Raw genomic sequence first — 22,418 nt, forward strand, 5'->3', positions numbered from 1 at the left:
CCTGCGGCGTGAACCGGGCGGCCCGGCCCGTCACGGCGGCTCCTGCGGGCGGCTGAAGCCCTTGAGGATCAGGTCCCGCATCCGGTCCATCGGGATCGCCGCGCTGTCCGGCGCGGGGATCAGTCCGGGCGCGAAGCCCCAGGCGGCCGCGCGGCCCACCAGCGCCTCGGGGCCGATCACATGGATCGCGACGTCCGGGCCCTCGTCCAGCGCGATGCCGGGGGCGGCCTGGTGATCGCCCAGGATGAACAGCAGCGGCCCCTCGGGCCCCTGGCGCGCGGCATGGTCCATCACGGTCCGCAGCGCGTAATCGACCGCGTCCCGGTACTGCCGCCTGACCCGGTCGCGGTCGCGCCAGACGATCTCGGGCGGGTCGCCGACCTGGGCCATGGCGTCGAATTCGGTGCCGTCGCCCAGATCCTCCCAGGGCAGCAGATGCGGCACCGGCACCCAGGGCGCATGGGACGAGATCAGCGCCACCTGCACGAAGAGGGGCGCATCGCCGGGCGGGTCGCGCAGCAGCCGGTCGGTGGCGGCCAGCGTGAACTGGTCGGGCATCGTGACCCAGTTGAAGGGCCGGCCGCGATAGCCCAGGTCGGCGGCCGCCAGCACCCGGTCGAAGCCCATCGTCGCGGATTCGGGCCAGGGCCGGGTGATCGCGGGCATGACCGCCGCGGTGCGGAAGCCGGCGCGGCGGGCGTGGTGGAACAGGCTGTCGCGCCCGCTGGCCAGCACCGCCCGATAGCGCGTCGCGTCGCTGATCCACAGGCCATTGGCGAATGTGGCATGGGACAGCCAGCTCTGCCCGCCCCGCGTCGGCGCCCGCAGGAAGCCCGAGCGCATCGACAGCCCCGCCGCCGCAAGCCGGTCCTCGGCCCGGCGCAGGGTCTGCAGATGCGCCTCGGCATGGAACGGCACCGAGAAGCTGGCCCGGCCGTAGCTTTCCACGAAGATCACCATCACGTCGCGGTCGATGGCGCCCAGCAGGCCCTCGCGGCGGGCGAAGGGGTCGTTGGCCGCCGCCTGCCGCAGCCGGGCCAGGTCGTCGGCCGTGCGCAGCGCTGTCTGATAGCGCGAGATCGCATAGAGGCTGCTCTCGGCCCGGACATGGCCGGTCAGCGCCGGGATCAGGGCCAGCCCGGCCAGCAGCGCGGCCAGGATCCGGTGGCGCGGGCGCCAGCCGCGGGCCGACCAGGCGCCGGTCGCCCACCACAGCCCGGCCGCGATCCCGGCCGCGGCCAGAAGCGCCGCCGCGGCCGCCCCGATCGCCGCCGCCCTGCCGAAGCTGCCGGCGATCAGGCGCGCCAGGGCGTCGATCAGCGGCAGGTCGGCGACCGGGTTGAACGACCGCCCCAGCGCCGAGACCATGGCCAGATCCGCAAGCTTCTGGATCGCCAGCGCGGACAGCGCCAGGGTCGCGGCCAGGCGCGCCACGCCCCCGCCCAGGCACAGCAGCGCCAGCAGGACCGGCAGTTCCGGCGGCGTGCGCGACAGGACCTGCGGCAATGGCATCGGTGCGGCGGGCAGGATCAGCACCAGGTGGATCGCCAGCGCGGCAAGCAGCAGGGAAAGGGCAGCCCGCATCATCCGCGATGCCGCGCCAGCCAGCGGATGTCGGTCGCGAAGGACCACAGCAGCGCCACCGCCACGGCGCGGGTCGCCCAGATCGCCGCCTCCGGGGGCATGACCGGCAGCTGCAGCGCGACCAGCACCGTCAGCTGCACGACGCAGACCAGCTTGCGGCGAAACCGTTGCGGCAGCGGCGCGCGCAGCCATGGCCGCAGCCAGCCCGCGACCAGGAAGGCATAGCGGATCAGGCCCAGCAGCAGCACCTCGGCGCCGACCACGCCGTCGGCCAGGGCATGAAGCGCCAGCACCAGCGCCAGGGCGGCATCGACCTCCATGTCGAAGCGCGCGCCGAAGCCGGATGCCAGCCCGCTGCGCCGGGCCAGCCAGCCATCCACCCCGTCCAGCGCCAGCGCCGTCCCGCCGACCGCCGCCACCGCCCAGCCTGCCGTGCCGCTTGCGTGAAGCGGCGGCAGCAGCGCGCAGACCAGCGCCCCGCGCAGCAGCGTCACGACATTGCAGCCGCCCAGCCGGTCATGGGGATAGCCGCGCCGCATCAGCAGGGCGACGGCGAGGCAGCCCAGCAGATAGAGCGCCGAGGCGGCCAGCCATGCCTCGGTCTCCCCCGGCAATCCCGCCAGGTGCAGCGCATGGATGGCGATGAACCCGGCCATCGCGGTCGCGGCAATCCGGCCGGGGATCCCGGCCCCCAGGCGGGAAGGCCGCGGCCTGAAGGATCGGGCGGGCTCGGGTTCGTGCATCGTCCAAGCCTAGGCCAACCCCGGCTTGCGTCAAGCGCGACATCGCCCGCCTATGCAGCGGCGCCGCGCTGGTCTAAGCTGGACGAAAGGAGCCCGTGCGATGCTGGATCAGCAACCCGGTTACCGGACGCCCGCCCGGATGTTTCACTGGGGCATCGCCGTTGCGGTGCTGCTGATGATCCCCGCCGGGCTGGTGATGACGCGCGAGGGGCTGGACCGCGGCCTGCAGGATGCGCTGTTCGTGTTCCACAAGAATCTCGGGGTGCTGCTGATCCCGGTCATCCTGGCGCGGCTGGCCTATCGCCTGCGGCACAGGCCGCCGCCCCTGCCCGAGACTGTGCCGGCCTGGCAACGGCGCATCGCCGGGCTGTCCCATGCCGCGCTGTATCTGCTGCTGATCGTCATGCCGCTCAGCGGTTTCGTCCGGGTCCGGGCCGGGGGCTTTCCGATCGAGCTTCTGGACTTTCTGGGCGTCGGGCCCTGGCTGGCGAAATCCGAGCCGCTGGCCGACAGCGCCAAGCTGCTGCACGCCACGGCGGCGGCGCTGCTGATCGCCCTCCTGGCCCTGCATGTCGCGGCGGCGCTGCATCACGCGCTGTTCCTGCGGGACGGCGTCTGGTCGCGGATGTGGCCGCCGCGCCCGTCTGGCTGAGGGCGGCTCCCGCCCGCGTCCCGCGACGGAAAAACCCCGCCGCGATCTCTCGGGGCGGGGCAACCCAGGCCGGCCGGGGGCCGAGGCTCACATCCCCGCGTAGAGCGGGAACCTTGCGCAGAGTTCCTTGACCTCGGCCTTGACCCTGGCCTCGACCTCGGCATTGCCGTCCTCGCCGTGCTGGGCCAGGCCGTCGACCACCTCGACGATCCAGCGGGCGATCTGGCGGAACTCGGCCTCGCCGAAGCCGCGCGTCGTGCCGGCAGGCGTGCCGAGACGGATCCCCGAGGTCACGAAGGGCTTTTCCGGGTCGAAGGGCACGCCGTTCTTGTTGCAGGTGATATGGGCGCGGCCAAGCGCCGCCTCGGTCGCCTTGCCGGTCACGCCCTTGGGCCGCAGGTCCGCCAGGCACAGGTGGTTGTCGGTCCCGCCCGAGACGATGTCGATGCCGCCGCGCATCAACTCGTCGGCCATGGCGCGGGCATTGGCCACGACCTGCGCGGCATAGTCCCTGAACTCGGGGCGCAGCGCCTCGCCGAAGGCCACCGCCTTGGCGGCGATCACATGCATCAAGGGGCCGCCCTGCAGGCCCGGGAAGACCGCCGAATTGATCTTCTTCGCGATCTCGGCGTCGTTGGTCAGCACCATGCCGCCGCGCGGGCCGCGCAGCGATTTGTGGGTCGTCGTGGTCACCACATGGGCGTGCGGCAGCGGCGAGGGATGCTGGCCGCCCGCGACCAGCCCGGCGATATGGGCCATGTCGACCATCAGATACGCCCCGACCTCGTCGGCGATCCTGCGGAAGGCGGCCCAGTCCCAGACGCGGCTGTAGGCGGTGCCGCCGGCGACGATCAGCTTCGGCTTGTTTTCCAGGGCCTTCTGGCGGACGTCCTCCATGTCCAGCAGCTGGTCCTGCTGGCGCACGCCGTAGCTGACCACGTTGAACCACTTGCCCGACATGTTGACGGGCGAGCCATGGGTCAGGTGGCCGCCCGAATTGAGGTCCAGCCCCATGAAGGTGTCGCCGGGCTGCAGCAGCGCCAGGAACACCGCCTGGTTCATCTGGCTGCCGCTGTTCGGCTGGACATTGGCGAATTCGCAGTCGAAGAGCTGCCTGGCGCGCTCGATGGCCAGGTTCTCGGCGATGTCGACGAACTGGCAGCCGCCGTAATAGCGCTTGCCCGGATAGCCCTCGGCATATTTGTTGGTCAGCACCGAGCCCTGCGCCTCCAGCACCGCGCGCGAAACGATGTTCTCGGACGCGATCAGCTCGATCTCCTCGCGCTGACGGCCAAGCTCCCGGCCGATCGCATCGGAAATCGAAGGGTCGCGGGTGGACAGGGGTTCGGTGAAGAATCCGTTCTCGCGGGTCGGTGCGTTCATCTGGGCGCGTCCTTTCAGGCTGGAGCGGCTGGGATTGGCGTCCTTCTAGCCTATGGGTCCCGGTGCGGAAAGTGACAAAACGACCGGATTTGCGCCGCTTGCGCGGGCCGGACGGGTCTTGCCTTCCGGGTCGGCCGGGCCGATGCTGCCCCACGCTTCAGGAGACAGCGCCGCAAGATGACCCCCAGGATCCACTTTACCGCCAGCAATGCCGAACTTGCCGAGGCCGCGTTCGGGCGGCTGGTGCAGCGCTATGGCCATCACCCGCTGGAGCGGGCCGAGATCGTCGTGGCCCTGGGCGGCGACGGTTTCATGCTGCAGACCCTGCATGCGACGCAGGGGCGCGGGCTGCCGGTCTACGGGATGAATCGCGGCACGGTGGGCTTCCTGATGAACGCCTATTCCGAGGATGACCTGGTCGCGCGCCTCTCGGCGGCCGAGGAGACCGTGATCAACCCGCTGAGGATGCGCGCCACCCGAAAGGACGGCACGGTCCACGAGATGCTGGCCATCAACGAGGTCAGCATGCTGCGCGAGGGGCCGCAGGCGGCCAAGCTGCGCATCTTCGTGGACGGGCGGCTGCGGATGGAGGAGCTGGTCTGCGACGGTGCGCTGATCTCGACCCCGGCGGGCTCGACCGCCTACAACTATTCCGCCCATGGCCCGATCCTGCCCATCGATTCCGAGGTCCTGGCGCTGACCGCCATCGCCCCCTTCCGCCCCCGACGCTGGCGCGGCGCGCTGCTGCCCAAGGCGGCGCGGGTCGAGGTCGAGGTTCTGAGCCCCGACCGCCGCCCGATCATGGCGGATGCCGATTCCCGCTCGGTCCGCCATGTCACGCGGGTCGAGATCGCCAGCGCCGCCGATGTCTCGCACCGGCTGCTGTTCGATCACGGCCACGGGCTGGAGGAACGCCTGCTGCGCGAGCAGTTCGTCTGATCGCCGCCCCCTTCGGCCGCGGATGATCCAGATCAACGTCGGCCGGGTCGGGGCCGGCTATCACCCGAATCGCAACGATCCACGGCTATTCCATGACCTATGCAGCCTTCCTTTCCGCCGTCCTGGCGCTTCTGCTGGCGCCCGGCCCGACCAACACGCTGATGGGCCTTGCCGGGGCGCAGCGCGGGCTGGGCCGTGTCGCGCGGCTGCTGCCGGCCGAGCTGCTGGGCTATCTGACGACGATCCTGCCGCTGGTCTTCCTGGGCGGCGCGCTGCTGGCGGAATGGCCGGTCGCGGCGGTGTTGCTGAAGATCGCCGCCGCCATCTGGGTGATGGTGCTGGCGGTGCGGCTGTGGGGGCTGCGGCGCGACGACGGCGCCGGGGGCGAGGTGGGCGCGGGCAAGGTCTGGCTGACCACGGTGCTGAACCCCAAGGCGCTGATCTTCGGGCTGGTGCTGCTGCCCGGCCCAGAGGAGGCGCAGTTCCTGCCCAGGCTGGGGCTGTTTCTGATGATGGTGGTCGCGGTGGCGCTGGTCTGGGGCGCGGCGGGGGCGATGTCGCGGATGGGCGGCGGAAGGCGGCTGCACCTGGTGCAGCGCGGCGCCTCGCTATGGCTGGCGCTGGTCTCGATCACGCTGATCGCGGGGGTGATCCGGGCCTGACGCCCGCTCAGCCAGCCCGTTCAGCCGGGCGGGCGCCGGGCCGGCCAGTCGGTCGTCTGGTGCCAGGCCTGGCCCAGCCGCAGGATCGCCGCGTCCTGCCCGACCGGCCCGGCCAGCTGCATGCCCATCGGCAGGTTCTGGGCGCCGAAGCCCACTGGCACCGACAGGCAGGGCAGCCCGGCCAGGCTGACCGGCACGACGATCTCCATCCAGCGGTGATAGCTGTCGGCGGGCCTGCCGCCGACGGTCTCGGGCCAGCGCCATTCGGCCGGGAAGGGCCAGAACTGCGCGGTGGGCAGGGCGATGACATCGACATCGCGAAACAGCCGCGCCAGCCGGCGGAACCATTCGCTGCGGATCGCGCTGGCCTGATAGACCGCGCTGGCGGGCAGTTGCAGGCCCTGCTCGATCTCCCATATCGCCTCGGGCTTCAGCTGCGCGCGCGTGGCCGGCTCGTCGTAGAGCGCGCGTTTCGAGCCGGCATTCAGGAAGGCGCGCAGCACCATCCAGGACTGCCACAGCTTTTCGGCCGGGAAGGGCGGGTCCAGCGCGACGATTTCGCAGCCCAGATCCGCGAAGCCGTCCAGCGCGGCCTCGCAGAGCGGCAGGATCCCGTCCTCGCAGGGATAGGCGCCGCCCCAGTCGCCCAGCCAGCCGATCCGGGTGCCTTCGACCGGGCCGTCCAGCGCGGCGGGATAGTCCGCGGCGTCGCGCCCGAAGGGCAGGGCGGGATGGGGGCCGGCCATGATCGCCAGCAGATGCGCCAGATCCTCGGGGCAGCGCGCCATCGGCCCCAGCGTCGCCATGGTGGACATGAAGCTGTCGCCGATCGGGTCGCCCGGCACCAGTCCCCAGCTGGGGCGGAAGCCGTAGACATTGCAGAAGGCGGCCGGGTTGCGCAGGCTGCCCATCATGTCGGACCCGTCGGCCACCGGCACCAGCCGCGCCGCCAGCGCCGCCGCCGCCCCGCCCGAGGATCCCCCGGCCGTGCGCGCCGGGTCATAGGGATTGCGCGTGACCCCGAAGACCTCGTTGAAGCTGTGCGAGCCGAGGCCCCATTCGGGCGTGTTGGTCTTGCCGATGAAGATCGTCCCCGCCGCGCGCATCCGCGCGACCACCACGTCGTCGGCGGCAGGCACATGGTCGCGGAAGATGGTCGAGCCCCAGGTGGTGCGCAGCCCCGCCACCGCCGCCAGGTCTTTGACCGCCACCGGCAGCCCGTGCAGCCAGCCCTTGCGCGACCCGCGGTCGGCCGCGCGCGCCTCGGCCATCAGCTGGTCGCGCGGGCGCAGGCTGACGATGGCGTTCAGCCGCGGGTTCAGCGCCTCGATCCGGTCCAGATGGGCGGCCATCACCGCTTCGGCGGTGATCCGGCCCGCCGCCATGGCCCGCGACAGCGCCGCGGCGCTGGAACCGGTCGGGTCGTTCATCGGCTTTCCTCCCTCGTTGGCCGGTCTTGGCGGGTCGGCGCGGTTCAGCCCGCGCAGATCTGCTGCAGCGCCGTCCATTGCGGCGGTGTCAGCAGCGGGCGGGCGGGCGTGGTGCCGCGCATCGGATCGGCCTCGATCAGCCCCAGGACGGATTCCCCGGTCGGGTCCAGCGAGCGGGCATAGGGCGTCGAGGGCAGCTGCTTCTGGGTGAAGCGCGCCAGCAGGGCCTCGTCGCCGGGGCGCGGCGGATGTTCGGTCAGCAGCTTTTCCCCGTAACCCTGCAGCGCGCCCTGCGGCAAGGTGCCAAGCGTCAGCAAGCGCAGCGCCGCCTGCGGGCCGGCATATTCCAGAGCCGCCAGCGTCACCTCGTCATCGCCCTGGGCCTCGGCGGCGGCCAGCAGATGGCCGGCGGCGGCCTCGGGGCCGGGCGCGGCATCGACCAGGTCGGCGCCGAAGACGAACAGGTCGCCCGGCAGCCGCCGGGCCGAATTCAGCGTCGGCACGACCCGGATCGCGGCTTCTTTCTGCAGCAGCTGCGGGGTCAGCCAGTCCAGCACCGCCTGGCCCGAGGCGCGGGTGCAGGTCGCGCCGGTGCTGCGGTTCAGCTCGGCCAGGACCGCCTCGCCGATGGCGCGGGCCTGCGCGGGGGGCGCCACGCGGGCGGCATGGCGGACCAGCGCGTCGGGCAGCCAGAAGACCAGCCCGGCGATCATCAGCAGCGCCGCCAGCAGGGTCAGCCCGCCGCGCAGCCGCCCCGGATGGGCGCGGCGCGATTCAATGGCGCGATGCACCCGCTCGATGGCGTCGATCATCAGCTGGTCGTCGATCTCCAGCTGCTCGTCCGGCTCCTCGGGGCGGGGGGTATAGAGCGCCGGCATCCGGCCCGGATTGAGCCGCGTGACCGCGGGCAGCGACCAATGCGACAGCGGCACCTCGGATTTCGGGTCGACCAGGATCAGCGTCGCGTCGCCGACCGAGACGATCACCTCGCGCAGCCGCGCATCGGGCGATTCGCGCCAGGATCCCTGCGCCTCCAATCGTTCGAATTCGGTCAGCGCGGTCATGGTCTTGCGTGAATCCTGCCAGTCTTCCCGACCATAGCGCGGCGGCGGGGCGGGTCAATGAGCAGGATCGCCGCCGCCGGACCCGAAGACCCGGCGGCCGGGTCAGGCGCTTTCGGGAACGCGCATCCCCTTTTCCCGCGCCAGGACCCGCATCCGGTCCTGCAGCTTCTCGAAGGCGCGGACCTCGATCTGGCGGATCCGCTCGCGCGAGACGCCATAGCGTTCGGACAGGTCCTCCAGCGTCATCGGATCGTCGCGCAGGCGGCGCTCCATCAGGATGTCCTTCTCGCGGTCGTTCAGCACGTCCATGGCGGCCAGCAGCATCTGGCGGCGGGTGTCCATCTCGTCGGCCTCGGCATAGGCCTCGGCCTGGTTGGCGTCCTCGTCCTCCAGCCAGTCCTGCCATTGCGCGGTGCTTTCGCCGTCGCCCGACCCCACCGTCGCGTTCAGTGAGGCGTCGCCGCCCGACAGGCGGCGGTTCATCTCGATCACCTCCTGCTGGGTGACGTTCAGGTCATTGGCGATCTGGGCGACGTTCTCGGGGCGCAGGTCCCCTTCCTCCAGGGCGCCGATCTTGGATTTCGCCTTGCGCAGGTTGAAGAACAGCTTCTTCTGCGCGCTGGTCGTGCCCATCTTCACCAGGGACCAGGACCGCAGGATGTATTCCTGGATCGAGGCGCGGATCCACCACATCGCATAGGTCGCGAGGCGAAAGCCCTTTTCCGGGTCGAAGCGCTTGACCGCCTGCATCAGGCCGACATTGGCCTCGGAAATCACCTCGGCCTGGGGCAGGCCATAGCCGCGATAGCCCATGGCGATCTTGGCGGCCAGCCGCAGGTGGCTGGTCACCAGCTTGTGGGCGGCCTCGCTGTCCTGGTGGTCGGCCCAGGCCTTGGCCAGCATGTATTCCTCTTCCGGTTCCAGCAGCGGGAACTTGCGGATTTCCTGCAGATAGCGGTTCAGCCCCTGTTCGGGGCTCGGGGCCGGGAGGGATGTGTAATTCGCCATATCGGTTGACTTTCGCAGAGATCGGAAAACGCGGCAGAGCCTGTCACGGTTCCGCGACGGGCGCCGTTCGCAAGCCGCGCGAGGGGCCGCACGGGGGCAGGCAGGGCGGGTCTGGACGGGATCATTGTGAAGGATAAAGCGGGCCGTGTAATCTGGGAATGCTTCACGTTCTCGTCAAGGGGAGGGTTTCGTCCCGCCGCCTTGCGCGTCGCGTAGCGCCTGAAGCAGGGCGGCCATGTCGGCGGGCAGGGGGCTGTCGAAAGCCAGTTCCGCGCCGCTGACCGGATGGGTGAAGCCCAGATGCGCGGCGTGCAGCGCCTGTCGCGGGAAATCCGCCGCCGCCTGCGCGGCCGGCCCCAGCGCCCGGCTCGATGCGCGCCGCGCGCCGCCATAGACCGGATCGCCGATCAGCCCCAGCCCCGCATGGGCCATGTGGACGCGGATCTGGTGGGTGCGCCCGGTTTCCAGCCGGCATTCGACCAGCATCGCGGCGGGCGGCGTGCCGAATCGCTCCAGCATCCGGGCGCGGGTGACCGCGTGGCGGCCCCTGTCGAACCAGACCGCCTGTTTCTGCCGGTCGCTGGCATGGCGCGCCAGCCGCGAGGTGATCTTCAGCACGCCGCCTTCCTCGAAGCTGATGCCCGGCGTGCCGCGCAGCCGCGGATCGCCCGCGTCGATCACCCCATGGGCCAGCGCCAGATAGCGGCGCTGCGCGGTATGGGCCTCGAACTGCGCGGCCAGCCCGTGATGGGCGCGGTCGGATTTCGCCGCGACCAGCAGGCCCGAGGTGTCCTTGTCGATCCGGTGGACGATGCCGGGGCGCCTTTCGCCGCCGATGCCGGACAAGGTATCGCCGCAATGGGCCAGAAGCGCGTTGACCAGCGTGCCGCGGGGGGCGCCGGGGGCGGGGTGGACGACCATCCCGGCGGGCTTGTCGATCACGATCAGGTCATCGTCCTCATGCACGATGGCCAGCGGAATCGGCTCGGGCAGGGTCGCGACCGGCTCGGGCTCGGGCAGGGTGATGCGGTATTCCTGCCCCTCGGCCACCCGCGCCTTGCCGTCGCGCGCCACCCCCTCGGGGCCGCTGACCGCGCCGTCGGCGATCAGCCGCGCCAGGCGCGAGCGCGACAGGGCCGCTTCCTCTGGCACAGCCAGCGCAAGCGCCTTATCAAGCCTTTCGGGCGGATTGGCCGGGATGGTGACGACAAGGTTCGACATGGGTGACGATCATAATGACTGGAAGGCGGCGGCGAAAGCGGTCCCGGAGCTGCGCTTCCTGAAGGCGCTGGTCACCGGGCTGACGCTGGTGATGGGGCTGGGCATGATCGCCATCGTGGCGCTGCTGTGGACGCGGCTGGGCCAGCCCGCGCTGCCGCAACTGCCCGAGAACATGGCGCTTCCCGAGGGCGCGCGGGCCGAGGCGGTGACCTTCGCCCGCGACTGGATCGTCGTCGTCACCGATGCCGGCGAGGTGCTGCTGTTCGATCGCGCGGGCGCGCTGCGCGACCGGGTGGTGCCCCCGCCGGGCCAATCGGCGCCCTAGGCCCGGCTGCCCCGGCCCCGGTCGCCCGCCTCAGTCGCCCTGGCGCCCGGCTTCCAGCGCGTCCAGCCGCGCCTTCAGCTCGGCATTCTCGGTCCGGGCCTTGATCGCCATCTCGCGCACGGCCTCGAATTCCTCGCGCGTCACGAAGTCGCGGTCGGCCAGCCAGCGGTCGATCCAGCCCTTCATGGCGGTCTCGGCCTCGCTCCGGGCGCCCTGCGCGACACCCATCGCATTTGTCATCAGCTTCGAGAGATCGTCGAAAATGCGGTTCTGCGTGGTCATTTGCCCTGCCTTCATGGGTTGCCAGGCCCCTATATGGCCGCCCGCGCGGCCGGGTTCAATGCGGCGTTCATGTTGACACCGCGGCTTTGCCGACTAGCGTGCGCCCCGCGAACCGGCACCCCCGCCCGAAGATCCGAGGACCCATGATCCCCTTTCCCGATATCAGCCCCGAAATCTTCACCATCGACCTGGGCGGCTTTTCGCTGTCGCTGCGCTGGTATGCGCTGGCCTATCTGGCGGGCCTGCTGATCGGCTGGCGGCTGCTGGTCGTGATGATGCGCCGCCCGGCGATCTGGGGCGGTCGCGCGCCGATGGCGTCTGACGCGGTGGACGATCTGCTGACATGGGTGATCCTGGGGGTGATTCTGGGCGGTCGGCTTGGCTTCGTGCTGTTCTACGAGCCCGCCTTCTACCTCGCCAATCCTTTCGAAATCGTGAAGGTCTGGGAAGGCGGGATGAGCTTCCACGGCGGTTTCGCCGGGGTCATCGTCGCGTCCTGGCTGTTCTGCCGCGCCCGCGGCATCCCGGCGCTGGGGCTGGCCGATGCGATGGCGGTGGTCGCGCCGATCGGGCTGTTCTTCGGCCGCGTCGCCAATTTCATCAATGCCGAGCTGTGGGGCCGCCCGACCGACGCGCCCTGGGGGGTGATCTTTCCGGGCGAGGCCGCGCAATACTGCCCCGGCATCGAGGGCGCCTGCGCCCGCCATCCCAGCCAGCTCTACGAGGCGGGGCTGGAGGGGCTGGCGCTTGGCCTGATCCTGTGGGCGGTGCTGCGCGCGGGCGGCCTGCGTCGTCCCGGCCTGTGCTTCGGGATCTTCCTGTCGGGCTATGCGCTGGCCCGCGGCTTCGTCGAGATCTTCCGGGTCGCCGATGCGCAGTTCATCACCCCCGACAACCCGCTTGGCCATGTCGTCGGCGGGCCGATCTGGGGGCTGACCATGGGCCAGCTTCTGTCGCTGCCGATGCTGGTCCTGGGGCTGTTCTTCATCCTGCGCGCCCTGCGCCGCCCGGTGGTGGCGGCCGCATGACGCCTCTGGCGGCGATCATCGCGCAGCGCATCCGCGCGGCGGGGCCGATCACGCTGGCGGATTACATGGAGACCTGCCTGCTGCATCCGCAGCACGGCTATTACGCCACCCGCGACCCGTTCGGCCGGGCCGGGGATTTCACCACCGCCCCCGAGATCCACCAGCTTTTCGGAGAGCTGTGCGGCCTTGCCCTGGCGCAGGCCTGGCTGGACCAGGGCAGCCCCGCCCCCTTCACCCTGGCCGAGCCGGGGCCGGGGCGCGGCACGCTGATGGCCGACATGCTGCGCGCGATCCGGGTCGCGCCGGGCATGGCCGAGGCGGCGCAAGTCGCGCTGGTCGAGGCCTCGGCCCATCTGCGCGACCTGCAGCGGCAGAAGCTGGGCGCGGTGACGCATCTGGACCGCGTGGACGACCTGCCCAGCCGGCCGCTGTTCCTGATGGCCAACGAATTCTTCGACGCCCTGCCGATCCGGCAGTTCCAGCGCGCCGGGGACGGCTGGTCCGAGCGGCTGGTCGGGCTGGACGACCGGGGCGGGCTGCGTTTCGGCCTGGCGCCGCCGATGGACCTGCCGCGCCCCGGCCAGCCCGGCGACGTGATCGAGGAATGCCCCGCCGCCGCCCCGGTCGTCACCGCCATCGCGCGGCGGATCGCCGATCACGGCGGCGCGGCGATCATCGTCGATTACGGCGGCTGGAACGGCTATGGCGACACCTTCCAGGCCCTGCGCGACCACCGGCCCGAGGATCCCCTTGCCCATCCCGGCGAGGCGGACCTGACCGCCCATGTCGATTTCGCGCCGCTTGCGCTGGCGGCGATGCGGGCGGGGGCGGCGGTGTCGCGCCCGGTCCGCCAGGGCGACTGGCTTCTGTCGCTGGGGGCCGAGGCGCGCGCGCAGCGGCTGGCCGCTGCCGGGGACGGCGGCGCGATGGCCGCGCTTCACCGCTTGACCCATCCGGGTGAAATGGGTCACCTGTTCAAGGCGATTGCCATTTGGCCGAAAGGGGCGCCCGCGGTGCCCGGATTCGAGGCACTTGAACCCGATGCAGATGACGCTTGAAATCCTGACCCATCCCCTGCTGCAAGGGGTCCGCCACGGCTTCTTCACCCGCAAGGGCGGCGCCTCCTCGGGCCTGTTCTCGGGGCTGAATTGCGGCCGCAGGTCCACCGATCAGAGCGAGATGGTGGCCCTGAACCGGGGGCGGGTGGCGCAGGCCATGGGGGTCACGCCGGCCACCCTGGCCACGGTCAAGCAGGTGCATTCGGCCGATGTGGTGACGCTGCGCGCGGGCGCCGACCTGGAGGCGATCGGCAAGACCGAGGCCGACGGCATCGTCACCGACCAGCCCGGCATCGCCATCGCGGTGCTGACGGCGGATTGCCAGCCGGTGCTGCTGGCCGACGCCCAGGCCGGGGTGATCGGCGCCGCCCATGCCGGCTGGCGCGGCGCGCTGGCCGGGGTGCTGGAGGCGACGGTCGATGCGATGCGGGCGCTTGGCGCGACCGAGATCCGCGCGGTGATCGGCCCCACGATCAGCCAGCGCGCCTATGAGGTCGGCGAGGAATTGCTGGACCAGTTCCTGGCCGAGGATCCCGACTATCACCGCTTCTTCTCGGGCGGGCCGAACGGGCGGCCGATGTTCGATCTGCCCTCTTTCGGGCTGTCCCGGCTGCGCGCGGCGGGGGTCGAGGCCGAATGGTCGCGCCATTGCACCTATTCCGACCCCGAGCGTTTCTTCAGCTATCGCCGCTCGACCCACGAAGGACAGGTGGATTACGGCCGGCTGATCTCGGCCATCGCGCTCTAGGCCGGCGCCCGTTCCTGCCCCAGCCGCAGCAGGTCCTCGCGGAAAGCGGGATCGGTCAGCATGACCTCGCGCGCGCCAAGCTCGCGCGCATGGGCCAGCGCGCGGGCGGTCAGATCCTGCGCCAGCTCGACCGCGCGGGGCAGGTCAAGCCCGCGGCCCAGCCCGGCGGTCACGATGCCGGTGAACAGGTCCCCCGTGCCCGGCAGCGCGATGGGCAGGTGCCGCACCGGATGGCGGCTGAGCCCGTCGGGACCCAGGATCACGCTTTCGATCACCCCCGGCGCGGTATCCTCCAGCGCGCAGCCGGTGGCGATCAGCCGCGCGCCGGGCGCCATGCGCAGCGCCGCCGCCGCCCGGTGCAGGTCCGCGGCCGTGCGGATCGGGGTCCCGGTCAGCCAGCCCAGCTCGAAGGGGTTGGGCGTCGCGATGTCGGCCAGCGGCAGCAGCCGGTCGCGCATCACGTCGGCGATGGCTTCGGGCACATACAGCCCCGGCCCGGCATCGCCCAGCACCGGGTCGCACAGATAGACCAGCCCCGGATTGGCCGCCTTGGCGCGGGCGATGAAATCGGCCGTCAGCTCGGCCACCTCGACCGAGCCGATATAGCCCGACAGCACGAAGCGCGCCCGCCGGGGCAATTCGCGCTCCTCGGCGCCGCGCAGCAGGTCGGCGAAGAAATCGCCCGGCAGGGCGCGGCCGCGCAGGGTCGGGTAATCGGGCGTGTTCGAGAAGATCACCGTCGGGATCGCCGCCACCTCCAGCCCCGCCGCCTGCATCGGAAACAGCGCCGCGGAATTGCCGACATGGCCAAGCACGACCTGGCTCTGGATCGAGATCACCAGCGGCGGGGCGGAGGGGGCGGGAGGGGTCATCGCGGCTCCTGGAGGTGGCGCGCCGGGCGTGGCGCCTCGGGGCCAGTTAAGCGCGCGGGCCGGGGCGGCGCAATCGCCATTCCCGCCCCCCTCCGGCCTATTCCGCCGCCAGCGGCCCCGCGGTGGGGCTGGCGGCGGGGCTGGCGGGCGCGATCCGCATCCCCAGCCGGGCCAGCAACTCGGCATCCTTCCAGGCCGCCGGGTTCTCGGTCGTCAGCAGCTGGTCGCCGAGGAAGATCGAGTTCGCCCCGGCCAGGAAGCACAGCGCCTGCAATTCGTCGCTCATCTCCGTGCGCCCGGCCGAGAGGCGGACGACCGAGGCCGGCATCAGGATCCGCGCCAGCGCCACGACGCGCACCAGCGCGAAGGGATCGACCGGGCGGGCATGGCGGTCGACCGGCACGCCCTCGATCCGGTTCCACAGGTTGACCGGCACGCTGTCGGGATGGGCGGGCAGGGTGGCCAGCGTCACCAGCATGGCGATGCGGTCGGATTCATCCTCGCCCATGCCCAGGATGCCGCCGCAGCAGACGCGGATGCCGCCCTTGCGGACATGGTCCAGCGTCTCCAGCCGGTCCTCCATCGTCCGGGTGCTGGCGATGCGGGCGTAATAGCCGGGCGAGGTGTCGATATTGTGGTTGTAGAAATCCAGCCCCGCCTCTTTCAGCCGGGCGACCTGGGCGGGCGACAGCATCCCCAGGGTCATGCAGGTCTCCAGCCCCAGCGCGCCAACCTCGCGGACCATCCGGCACAGCTTGTCCATGTCGCGGTCCTTGGGGCTGCGCCAGGCCGCGCCCATGCAGAAGCGCCGCGCGCCGCTGGCCTTGGCGCGGCGGGCGGCGGCCAGCACCTCGTCGGGCTGCATCAGCCTGGTGGCCTTCACGCCGGTATCGTGATGCGCGCTTTGCGAGCAATAGCCGCAATCCTCGGGGCAGCCGCCGGTCTTGATCGACAGGAGGCTGGCGGTCTCGATCACCTGCGGGTCGAAATGGGCGGCGTGAAGGTCCTGCGCGCGCCGCATCAGCTTGGGGAAGGGCAGGTCGTGGATCGCCTGCGCCTCGGCCATGGTCCAGTCGGTGCGGATCATGCGCCGCGCCCCCGCAGCCGCGCCCAGCCCGACAGCAGCAGCGTGGCCAGCGCGATCTTCAGCAGGTCGCCCGCGATGAAGGGGGCAAGGCCCGCCGCGACCAGGCCTGATGCCGGGATGAAGGCGGACAGCCACAGCAGCCCCGCCGCATAGACCGTGGCCAGCCCGGCCAGCATCGCCAGGCCGCGCCCGATCCAGCCGCGCCCCAGCGCCAGCCAGCCGGTCAGCCCGGCGGCGACCAGGTAGCCCAGCAGATAGCCGCCCGTCGGCCCCGCCATATAGGCCAGCCCGACGCCGCGCGCGGGGCTGCCCGAGAACACCGGCAGGCCCATCGCCCCCGCCGCCAGATAGGTGGCCATCGCGGCCATGCCCAGCCGCGGGCCGAGCGCCGCGGCGATCAGCATGACCGCCAGCGTGTGCAGCGTCATCGGCACCGGCCAGAAGGGGATCTGCAGCTTGGCGCCGAGGGTGATCAGCGCGGCGCCGGCCAGGGTCAGGGCGAGGGGGCGCCAGAGTGTTGTCGGCCCGGTATGCGGGCGGGTCAGGGACGTCATGCGAAGCTCCTCCGATGGATTGCGGGCGAATCTATCTATAATCAGGAGGGATGCTATGCGGGTGGGCAAGATAGATTATAGATAATCAGCCGGAAATCGCGTAAGCCACGCGCGTGTCGCCATTTTTTGTCCTGACCGGGCGGCGGCCGATCCAGCCGGAATGGCGCGCCAGCAGCTTGCAGGCCAGGTCCGCCTGGCCCTTGCGCAGGGCATCCAGGATCGCGCGATGGTCGTGATCGGTCCGCCGTTCCCATTCCTGCCGCCAGGCGGCGAACAGGAAACGGGCGCTGGCCGAATGCAGGTCGTCGATGGTCGCCAGCAGGCGCGGCATCGCGCAGGGGGCCAGGATCAGCCGGTGAAATCGCCGGTTCGCGGCCTCCCAGTCGCGGACGTCGCGGGCCTCGTCGGCGGCGCGGGTGGCCTGTTCGGCCTCGTCCAGGACCGCCCGCGTCATCCGCGGCGCGGCATGGCGCAGGGCCAGCGATTCAAGGGCGGCGCGCATCTCGGCCACCTCGCGTAGCTCGTTCATGTCGAAGCTGGTGACGCGCACGCCGCGCCGGGGCAGGCTTTCGGCCAGGCCCTGCGCCTCCAGCCGCCGGAAGGCCTCGCGCACGGGGACGTGGCTGGCGCCGAATTCGGCGGCGATATGGTCCTGGCGCAGCCGCGCGCCGGGCTCTATCCGCCCCGAGATGATGCGGTCGGCCAGGATCCGGGCGATCCGCGCGGCATGGGTCTCTTCGCTCTGCTTGGTCATGAATTATAGATAATTCTGCGCGCGAGGGATGTCGATGGCCATCGGCCGGGCGCGGGCTCGTGACTGGACCTTGGCGCCAAGACGGGCGAAGCTGTCGCGGAAACGGCGGGGATGCGAGGCAGGGATGACCGACGGGACGGTGGCGGACCAGGAACTGACGATCGCGCGGGAAAGCCCGCTGCGGGACGATCTGGCATTGCTGTTCCAGCGCCACACCGCCGACATGCATGCCGACACGCCGCCCGAATCGATCCACATGCTGCCGCGCGAATCGCTGGCCGTGCCCGGCATCGGCTTCCATGTCGCCAGGCTGGGCGGGGTGCCGGTGGCGATGGGCGCGATGAAGCGGCTGGACGACGCGCATGGCGAGCTGAAATCCATGCATGTCCTGGCCGAATATCGCGGCCGCGGGCTGTCGCGGCTGATGCTGGAGCATCTGATCGCCGAGGCGCGCGCGGATGGCCTGCGGCGCCTGTCGCTGGAAACCGGGGTGCAGCCGACCTTCCTGGCCGCGCGCGCGCTCTATGCCCGCGCCGGCTTCGCGGATTGCCCGCCCTTCGGCGATTACCGGGCGGATCCGAACAGCGTTTTCATGACCCGAACCATCTGAGGTAGCCTCATGCGTCTTGCCCTTCCCGCCCTTGCCCTGCTTCTGGCCTCTCCCGTGGTCGCGCAGGATGCCGCCGAACTGGTCAGCGTCACCTATCGCTGCGAGCGCGGCGTGGAACTGCCCGTCGTCTATGTCAATGACGAGGCCGGCCATGTCGTGGCGCTGATCGAGGGGCGGTTGCTGGTGCTGCCGCGGGCGATCTCGGCCTCGGGCGCGCGCTATCGCGCTGATGCGCCGGATGCGGGCTATGAATTCTGGAGCAAGGGCGACACGGCCTTCCTGTCCTGGGGGACCGAGGCCGAATCGCAATTGCTGCTGGAGGAATGCGTCGCGGAGGATGCCGGCGACGAGGGGGCGGCGCAATGAGCTGCGCCTGCGGACATGACCACCACCGGCCCGGCCAGAGCGACGACAGGCTGCCCGAGGATGCGGTGCCGGTCCATCTGGAGGCGCCGATGGTCGCGCTGCAGGGGCGGCTTATCTGCGCCGATGCCGCGCAGATGATGGTCGCGCTGTCGCTGCTGCCCGATCATATCCGTCTAAGTCGCGAGGAACCGGGCTGCCTGCGCTTCGAGATGTGGCAGGACGAGGACCCGCTGATCTGGCACCTGTCCGAGCTTTTCGCCAGCGACCGGGCCTTCGCCGACCACCAGGCGCGGACGAAGGACAGCGAATGGGGGCGCGACAGCGCCGCGATCGGCCGGGACTTCCAGCGCCGCCATGTCGAGCCGCATCTGCGGGTCGAGACCCGCGCCGACCAGGACCTGCTGGACGGGGTGCTGGCCGCGGCCTTCGGCGGGCCGGACGAGGCGCGGCTGCTGCGCGCCCTGCGCGCCGATGGCGATCTGTCGCTGTCGCTGGTGGCCGAGGCGGCGGGCTGCCTGTTGGGCCATGTCGCGCTGTCGCCGCTGCAGGCCGCGCGCCCGGCCCTTGCGCTGGCGCCGGTGGCGGTGGTGCCGGGGGCGCAGGGGCTGGGGATCGGCCGCGCGCTGGTGGCCGAGGCGCTGGCCCGCGTGGGCGATGCGGCGGTGGTGGTGCTGGGCGATCCGGCCTATTACGGCCGCTTCGGCTTTCGGCCGGCGGAGCTGGAATCGCCCTATGCCGGGCCGCATCTGCAGATCCTGGGCGATCTGCCCGCCGGCAGCCGGATCGCCCATGCGCGGGCCTTCGGCGGCTGAACGGGGGGAAGCCCTGCGGCCCCCATCGAAGGGGCCGCAGGGCTCGGCGGCGGGGCCGCCCTGCTTGCGTATCGCGGGATCGCGGTCCACATTCCCGGCAAAGCAGAAAAGGACATCACATGGCCCGCATCCCGCATCATGACGCCTCCGATCCCGTGACCGCGACGCCTTTCGGGGATCTGCCGGAATGGGACCTGAGCGACCTCTATCCCGCGCCCGATTCGCCGGAACTGTCGCGCGACCTGGAGGCGCTGACCGATCGGGCGCAGAAATTCGCCACCCGCCACCAGAACCGGCTGGCCGCCCTGACCGCCTCGGAAATGCTGGCCTGCATCGAGGAATATGAAGAGATCGACATCCTGGCCGGGCGGATCATGTCCTATGCCGGGCTGCGCTATTACCAGAACACCACCGATGCCGGGCGCGCCAAGCTGATGGCCGACCTGCAGGTCCGGGTGACCGATGCGACCACGCCGCTGGTCTTCTTCAGCCTGGAATTCAACCGCATCCCCGACGCGACCTACGAGGCGGTCTTCGCGGCGCCCGAGGGCCCGGCGCGCTACAAGCCGGTCTTCGACCGGATGCGCGCCATGCGCCCGCACCAGCTGTCCGACGAGTTGGAGCAGTTCCTGCATGACAACTCGGTCGTCGGCGCGGCGGCCTGGAACCGGCTGTTCGACGAGACGACGGCGGCGCTGGAATTCGATGTGGACGGCGAGGCGATGGGGCTGGAGGCGACGCTGAACCTGCTGACCGACCACGACCGGGCGCGGCGCGAGGCGGGGGCGAAGGCGCTGGCCGCGGTGTTTTCGCGGAACGTCAAGCTGTTCTCGCGCATCCACAACACCCTGGCCAAGGAAAAGGCGATCGAGGACAAGTGGCGCAAGATGCCCACGCCGCAGGCCGCGCGGCACCTGTCGAACCATGTCGAGCCCGAGGTGGTCGAGGCGCTGCGCAATGCCGTGACGGCGGCCTATCCGCGGCTGTCGCATCGCTACTATGCGCTGAAGGCGCGCTGGCTGGGGCTGGAGAAGCTGCAGGTCTGGGACCGCAACGCGCCGCTGCCGACCGAGACGCCGAAGACCATCGGCTGGGACGAGGCGCGGGCGACCGTGCTGGATGCCTATGCGGGCTTTTCGCCGAAGCTGGCGGAACTGGCCGGGCCCTTCTTCGACAAGGGCTGGATCGATGCCGGCGTGAAGCCCGGCAAGGCGCCGGGCGCCTTCGCCCATCCGACCGTGACCACCGTGCATCCCTATGTGATGCTGAACTATCTGGGCAAGCCGCGCGACGTGATGACGCTGGCCCATGAGCTGGGCCACGGCGTCCACCAGCGGCTGGCGGCGGGCCAGGGCGAGCTTCTGGCCTCGACCCCGCTGACGCTGGCCGAGACGGCAAGCGTCTTCGGCGAGATGCTGACCTTCCGCGCATTGCTGGCCAGGACCGCCGATCCGGCCGCGAAGAAGGCGCTGCTGGCCGGCAAGGTCGAGGACATGATCAACACGGTCGTGCGCCAGATCGCCTTCTACGATTTCGAGTGCAAGCTGCACGCGGCCCGCGCCGAGGGCGAGCTGACCCCCGAGGACATCAACGGGTTGTGGATGTCGGTGCAGGCCGAGAGCCTGGGCCCGGTCTTCGAGTTCATGCCGGGCTACGAGACCTTCTGGACCTATGTGCCGCATTTCGTGCATTCGCCCTTCTACGTCTATGCCTATGCCTTCGGCGACGGGCTGGTGAACGCGCTCTACGCCGCCTATGAGGACGGGCTGCCGGATTTCCAGGCGAAATATTTCGAGCTGCTGGCGGCGGGCGGATCGAAGCATCACAAGGAACTGCTGGCGCCCTTCGGGCTGGATGCCTCGGATCCCGGTTTCTGGGACAAGGGGCTGTCGATGATCGAGGGGCTGATCGACGAGCTGGAGGCGCTGGAGGGGTGATCCGCCGGGCATGATGCCGTGGAGGGGGCTGCCGCCCCCGGCCGCGCCATGCGGCGCGTCCTCCCCCGCGGATATTTGGGCCAAGATGAAAAGGCAGTGCAGGGGAGGGGCGGATGCTGAGGCGGATATTGCTGGGGCTGGCGGGATTGGTCGTCGCGGGGGCGGCGGCGTTCTTCGCCCTTGCGCCGGGTCATGTCGAGCGCGGGTTGAACCCCCTGACCATGCCCGAGGAGGGCTGGCCGGTCGGCGCCGAGGCGGCGGCGCTGCACGGGCGGCTGGTGATCGGGGACTGGCATTCCGACGCGCTGCTGTGGGACCGCGACATCCTGAAGCGCGCCGGGCGCGGCCATACCGACATTCCGCGCCTGCAGGAGGGCAATGTCGCGCTGCAGGTCTTCACCACCGTGACGAAGAGCCCGCGCGGGCAGAACTATGCCGCAAACAGCACCGATGCGCCCGACAACATCACGCCGCTGTTCATGGGGCAGCTGCGGCCGCTGCGCGCGTGGTTCTCGCTGAGGGAGCGCGCGCTGGTGCAGGCCGAGGCGCTGGAGCGGGCGGCCGCGCGCGATCCCGAGGCGCTGCGCGTCATCCGCACGCGCGGCGACCTGGCGGCCTTGCTGGAGGCGCGGGCGGCGGGGGCGCGGGTCGTGGGCGCCATCCTGGGATCCGAGGGCGGCCATCCGCTGGAGGGCGAGCTGGCCAATCTGGAGGTGCTGCATGAGGCGGGCTTCCGGCTGATCGGGCTGACGCATTTCTTCGACAACGAGCTGGGCGGCAGCCTGCACGGCGCCGGCGACGGCGCGGGCCTGTCGGATTTCGGGCGGCAGGTGGTCGAGGCCATGGCCGCGCGCGGGATGGTGGTCGACGTGGCCCATGCCAGCCCGCAGATGGTGCGCGACGTGCTGGCGATGGAGGGGGTGCGGCCGGCGCTGTCCCATACCGGCATCCGGTCCCATTGCGACAGCCCGCGCAACCTGTCCGACGATCTGGTCGCCGGCATCGCCGCGAAGGGCGGGGTGATCGGCATCGGCTATTGGGCCGATGTGGTCTGCGGCCGGACGCCCGCCGATATCGCCGGCGCGATCCGGGCGGCCATCGCGCTGGTGGGCGAGGATCACGTCTCGCTAGGGTCGGATTACGACGGCTCGGTCGATGCGCCCTTCGATGCGGCGCATCTGTCGGCGCTGACCCAGGCGCTGCTGGATGCGGGCCTGTCCGAGGCGCAGATCGCCAAGGTCATGGGCGGCAACATGGTCCGCTTCCTGTCCGAGACCCTGCCCGAGGGTTGACGCCCGA

24 protein-coding genes are annotated in these 22,418 nt (G+C 71.0%); 12 read left to right on the forward strand and 12 right to left on the reverse strand.

Features of this window, described 5'->3' with window-relative positions:
- Window positions 1-30: 30 nt before the first annotated feature.
- Both C9E82_RS07315 and C9E82_RS07320 read right to left on the reverse strand, forming a co-directional pair.
- Complete coding sequence (locus tag C9E82_RS07315) at window positions 31-1,584, reverse strand: sulfatase-like hydrolase/transferase (protein WP_342354322.1); 1,554 nt, start codon at window positions 1,582-1,584, stop codon at window positions 31-33.
- Window positions 1,584-2,240 (reverse strand): CDP-alcohol phosphatidyltransferase family protein, encoded by a 657-nt coding sequence (locus C9E82_RS07320; RefSeq protein WP_119897947.1) that lies wholly within the window; start codon window positions 2,238-2,240, stop codon window positions 1,584-1,586. The genes C9E82_RS07315 and C9E82_RS07320 overlap by 1 nt, the downstream gene beginning before the upstream one ends.
- 187 nt (window positions 2,241-2,427) lie before the next feature.
- Here C9E82_RS07320 and C9E82_RS07325 point away from each other — a divergent pair, with 187 nt between their 5' ends.
- Window positions 2,428-2,979: a cytochrome b gene (locus C9E82_RS07325; protein WP_119897948.1), complete on the forward strand. Its 552-nt coding sequence runs from the start codon at window positions 2,428-2,430 to the stop codon at window positions 2,977-2,979.
- Between the two features lie 87 nt (window positions 2,980-3,066).
- Here C9E82_RS07325 and glyA read toward each other — a convergent pair whose 3' ends face one another.
- On the reverse strand, window positions 3,067-4,362 hold the full coding sequence (gene glyA, locus C9E82_RS07330) for a serine hydroxymethyltransferase (protein ID WP_119897949.1): 1,296 nt from the start codon (window positions 4,360-4,362) through the stop codon (window positions 3,067-3,069).
- 177 nt (window positions 4,363-4,539) lie between these two features.
- Here glyA and C9E82_RS07335 point away from each other — a divergent pair, with 177 nt between their 5' ends.
- Both C9E82_RS07335 and C9E82_RS07340 read left to right on the forward strand, forming a co-directional pair.
- On the forward strand, window positions 4,540-5,301 hold the full coding sequence (locus C9E82_RS07335; RefSeq protein ID WP_119897950.1) for an NAD kinase: 762 nt from the start codon (window positions 4,540-4,542) through the stop codon (window positions 5,299-5,301).
- Window positions 5,302-5,393: 92 nt separating this feature from the next.
- Window positions 5,394-5,963 (forward strand): hypothetical protein, encoded by a 570-nt coding sequence (locus C9E82_RS07340; RefSeq protein WP_122449231.1) that lies wholly within the window; start codon window positions 5,394-5,396, stop codon window positions 5,961-5,963.
- Window positions 5,964-5,983: 20 nt separating this feature from the next.
- Here the strand turns inward: C9E82_RS07340 and C9E82_RS07345 are convergent, their stop codons facing one another.
- The 4 genes from C9E82_RS07345 to C9E82_RS07360 all read right to left on the reverse strand — a co-directional run bounded on the left by C9E82_RS07345 (window position 5,984) and on the right by C9E82_RS07360 (window position 10,686).
- On the reverse strand, window positions 5,984-7,393 hold the full coding sequence (locus C9E82_RS07345) for an amidase (RefSeq protein WP_122449232.1): 1,410 nt from the start codon (window positions 7,391-7,393) through the stop codon (window positions 5,984-5,986).
- Between the two features lie 44 nt (window positions 7,394-7,437).
- Complete coding sequence (locus C9E82_RS07350) at window positions 7,438-8,457, reverse strand: hypothetical protein (protein WP_119900928.1); 1,020 nt, start codon at window positions 8,455-8,457, stop codon at window positions 7,438-7,440.
- A gap of 102 nt (window positions 8,458-8,559) precedes the next feature.
- Window positions 8,560-9,465: an RNA polymerase sigma factor RpoH gene (gene rpoH / locus C9E82_RS07355; protein WP_119900927.1), complete on the reverse strand. Its 906-nt coding sequence runs from the start codon at window positions 9,463-9,465 to the stop codon at window positions 8,560-8,562.
- Between the two features lie 174 nt (window positions 9,466-9,639).
- A complete protein-coding gene (locus C9E82_RS07360; RefSeq protein ID WP_119900926.1) occupies window positions 9,640-10,686 on the reverse strand; it encodes an RluA family pseudouridine synthase in 1,047 nt (348 codons plus the stop codon).
- Between C9E82_RS07360 and C9E82_RS07365 the strand changes: the two genes are divergently transcribed.
- Window positions 10,685-11,011 carry a DUF6476 family protein gene (locus C9E82_RS07365; protein WP_119900925.1) on the forward strand — a complete coding sequence of 109 codons (327 nt, stop codon included), beginning with the start codon at window positions 10,685-10,687 and terminating at the stop codon, window positions 11,009-11,011. The genes C9E82_RS07360 and C9E82_RS07365 overlap by 2 nt on opposite strands.
- A 30-nt stretch (window positions 11,012-11,041) precedes the next feature.
- On the opposite strand, the gene C9E82_RS07370 is transcribed toward C9E82_RS07365, so the two are convergent.
- The gene (locus C9E82_RS07370; RefSeq protein ID WP_119900924.1) at window positions 11,042-11,293 is read right to left on the reverse strand and encodes an accessory factor UbiK family protein; all 252 of its coding nucleotides are present in this window, start codon (window positions 11,291-11,293) and stop codon (window positions 11,042-11,044) included.
- Between the two features lie 143 nt (window positions 11,294-11,436).
- On the opposite strand from C9E82_RS07370, the gene lgt reads away from it, so the two are divergent.
- Genes lgt through pgeF form a run of 3 tightly spaced genes read left to right on the forward strand, consistent with a single transcriptional unit; the run spans window position 11,437 to window position 14,127 of the window.
- Window positions 11,437-12,321, forward strand: a complete 885-nt coding sequence (lgt, locus tag C9E82_RS07375) for a prolipoprotein diacylglyceryl transferase (protein ID WP_119900923.1) — start codon at window positions 11,437-11,439, stop codon at window positions 12,319-12,321.
- Window positions 12,318-13,379 carry a class I SAM-dependent methyltransferase gene (locus tag C9E82_RS07380; RefSeq protein ID WP_119900922.1) on the forward strand — a complete coding sequence of 354 codons (1,062 nt, stop codon included), beginning with the start codon at window positions 12,318-12,320 and terminating at the stop codon, window positions 13,377-13,379. Before lgt ends, C9E82_RS07380 begins: the two co-directional genes overlap by 4 nt.
- Entirely contained in the window at window positions 13,369-14,127 is a 759-nt protein-coding gene (pgeF, locus tag C9E82_RS07385; protein ID WP_119900930.1) for a peptidoglycan editing factor PgeF, read from the forward strand. Before C9E82_RS07380 ends, pgeF begins: the two co-directional genes overlap by 11 nt.
- Here pgeF and pdxY read toward each other — a convergent pair.
- The 4 genes from pdxY to C9E82_RS07405 form a co-directional block, all read right to left on the reverse strand.
- Window positions 14,124-14,999, reverse strand: coding sequence for a pyridoxal kinase (gene pdxY / locus C9E82_RS07390; protein WP_122449233.1), 876 nt, complete (start codon window positions 14,997-14,999; stop codon window positions 14,124-14,126). The genes pgeF and pdxY overlap by 4 nt on opposite strands.
- Window positions 15,000-15,096: 97 nt before the next feature.
- Window positions 15,097-16,086 carry a biotin synthase BioB gene (gene bioB / locus C9E82_RS07395; RefSeq protein ID WP_122449234.1) on the reverse strand — a complete coding sequence of 330 codons (990 nt, stop codon included), beginning with the start codon at window positions 16,084-16,086 and terminating at the stop codon, window positions 15,097-15,099.
- Window positions 16,083-16,640: a biotin transporter BioY gene (locus C9E82_RS07400; protein WP_119900010.1), complete on the reverse strand. Its 558-nt coding sequence runs from the start codon at window positions 16,638-16,640 to the stop codon at window positions 16,083-16,085. Before C9E82_RS07400 ends, bioB begins: the two co-directional genes overlap by 4 nt.
- Before the next feature lie 85 nt (window positions 16,641-16,725).
- Complete coding sequence (locus C9E82_RS07405) at window positions 16,726-17,394, reverse strand: GntR family transcriptional regulator (protein WP_119900008.1); 669 nt, start codon at window positions 17,392-17,394, stop codon at window positions 16,726-16,728.
- A 34-nt stretch (window positions 17,395-17,428) separates the two neighbouring features.
- On the opposite strand from C9E82_RS07405, the gene C9E82_RS07410 reads away from it, so the two are divergent.
- From C9E82_RS07410 to C9E82_RS07430, 5 genes are all read left to right on the forward strand, one after another.
- Window positions 17,429-18,004, forward strand: coding sequence for a GNAT family N-acetyltransferase (locus tag C9E82_RS07410; protein ID WP_119900014.1), 576 nt, complete (start codon window positions 17,429-17,431; stop codon window positions 18,002-18,004).
- Between the two features lie 9 nt (window positions 18,005-18,013).
- Window positions 18,014-18,370, forward strand: coding sequence for an MliC family protein (locus C9E82_RS07415; RefSeq protein ID WP_119900006.1), 357 nt, complete (start codon window positions 18,014-18,016; stop codon window positions 18,368-18,370).
- Window positions 18,367-19,182, forward strand: coding sequence for a GNAT family N-acetyltransferase (locus tag C9E82_RS07420; RefSeq protein WP_119900004.1), 816 nt, complete (start codon window positions 18,367-18,369; stop codon window positions 19,180-19,182). The genes C9E82_RS07415 and C9E82_RS07420 overlap by 4 nt, the downstream gene beginning before the upstream one ends.
- Before the next feature lie 119 nt (window positions 19,183-19,301).
- Complete coding sequence (locus tag C9E82_RS07425; protein ID WP_119900002.1) at window positions 19,302-21,119, forward strand: M3 family oligoendopeptidase; 1,818 nt, start codon at window positions 19,302-19,304, stop codon at window positions 21,117-21,119.
- Between the two features lie 113 nt (window positions 21,120-21,232).
- Window positions 21,233-22,411 (forward strand): dipeptidase, encoded by a 1,179-nt coding sequence (locus C9E82_RS07430; RefSeq protein ID WP_119899999.1) that lies wholly within the window; start codon window positions 21,233-21,235, stop codon window positions 22,409-22,411.
- Window positions 22,412-22,418 lie beyond the last annotated feature (7 nt).

It is taken from the genome of Paracoccus sigandri (assembly GCF_003709565.1).
GTDB lineage: Bacteria > Pseudomonadota > Alphaproteobacteria > Rhodobacterales > Rhodobacteraceae > Paracoccus > Paracoccus siganidrum.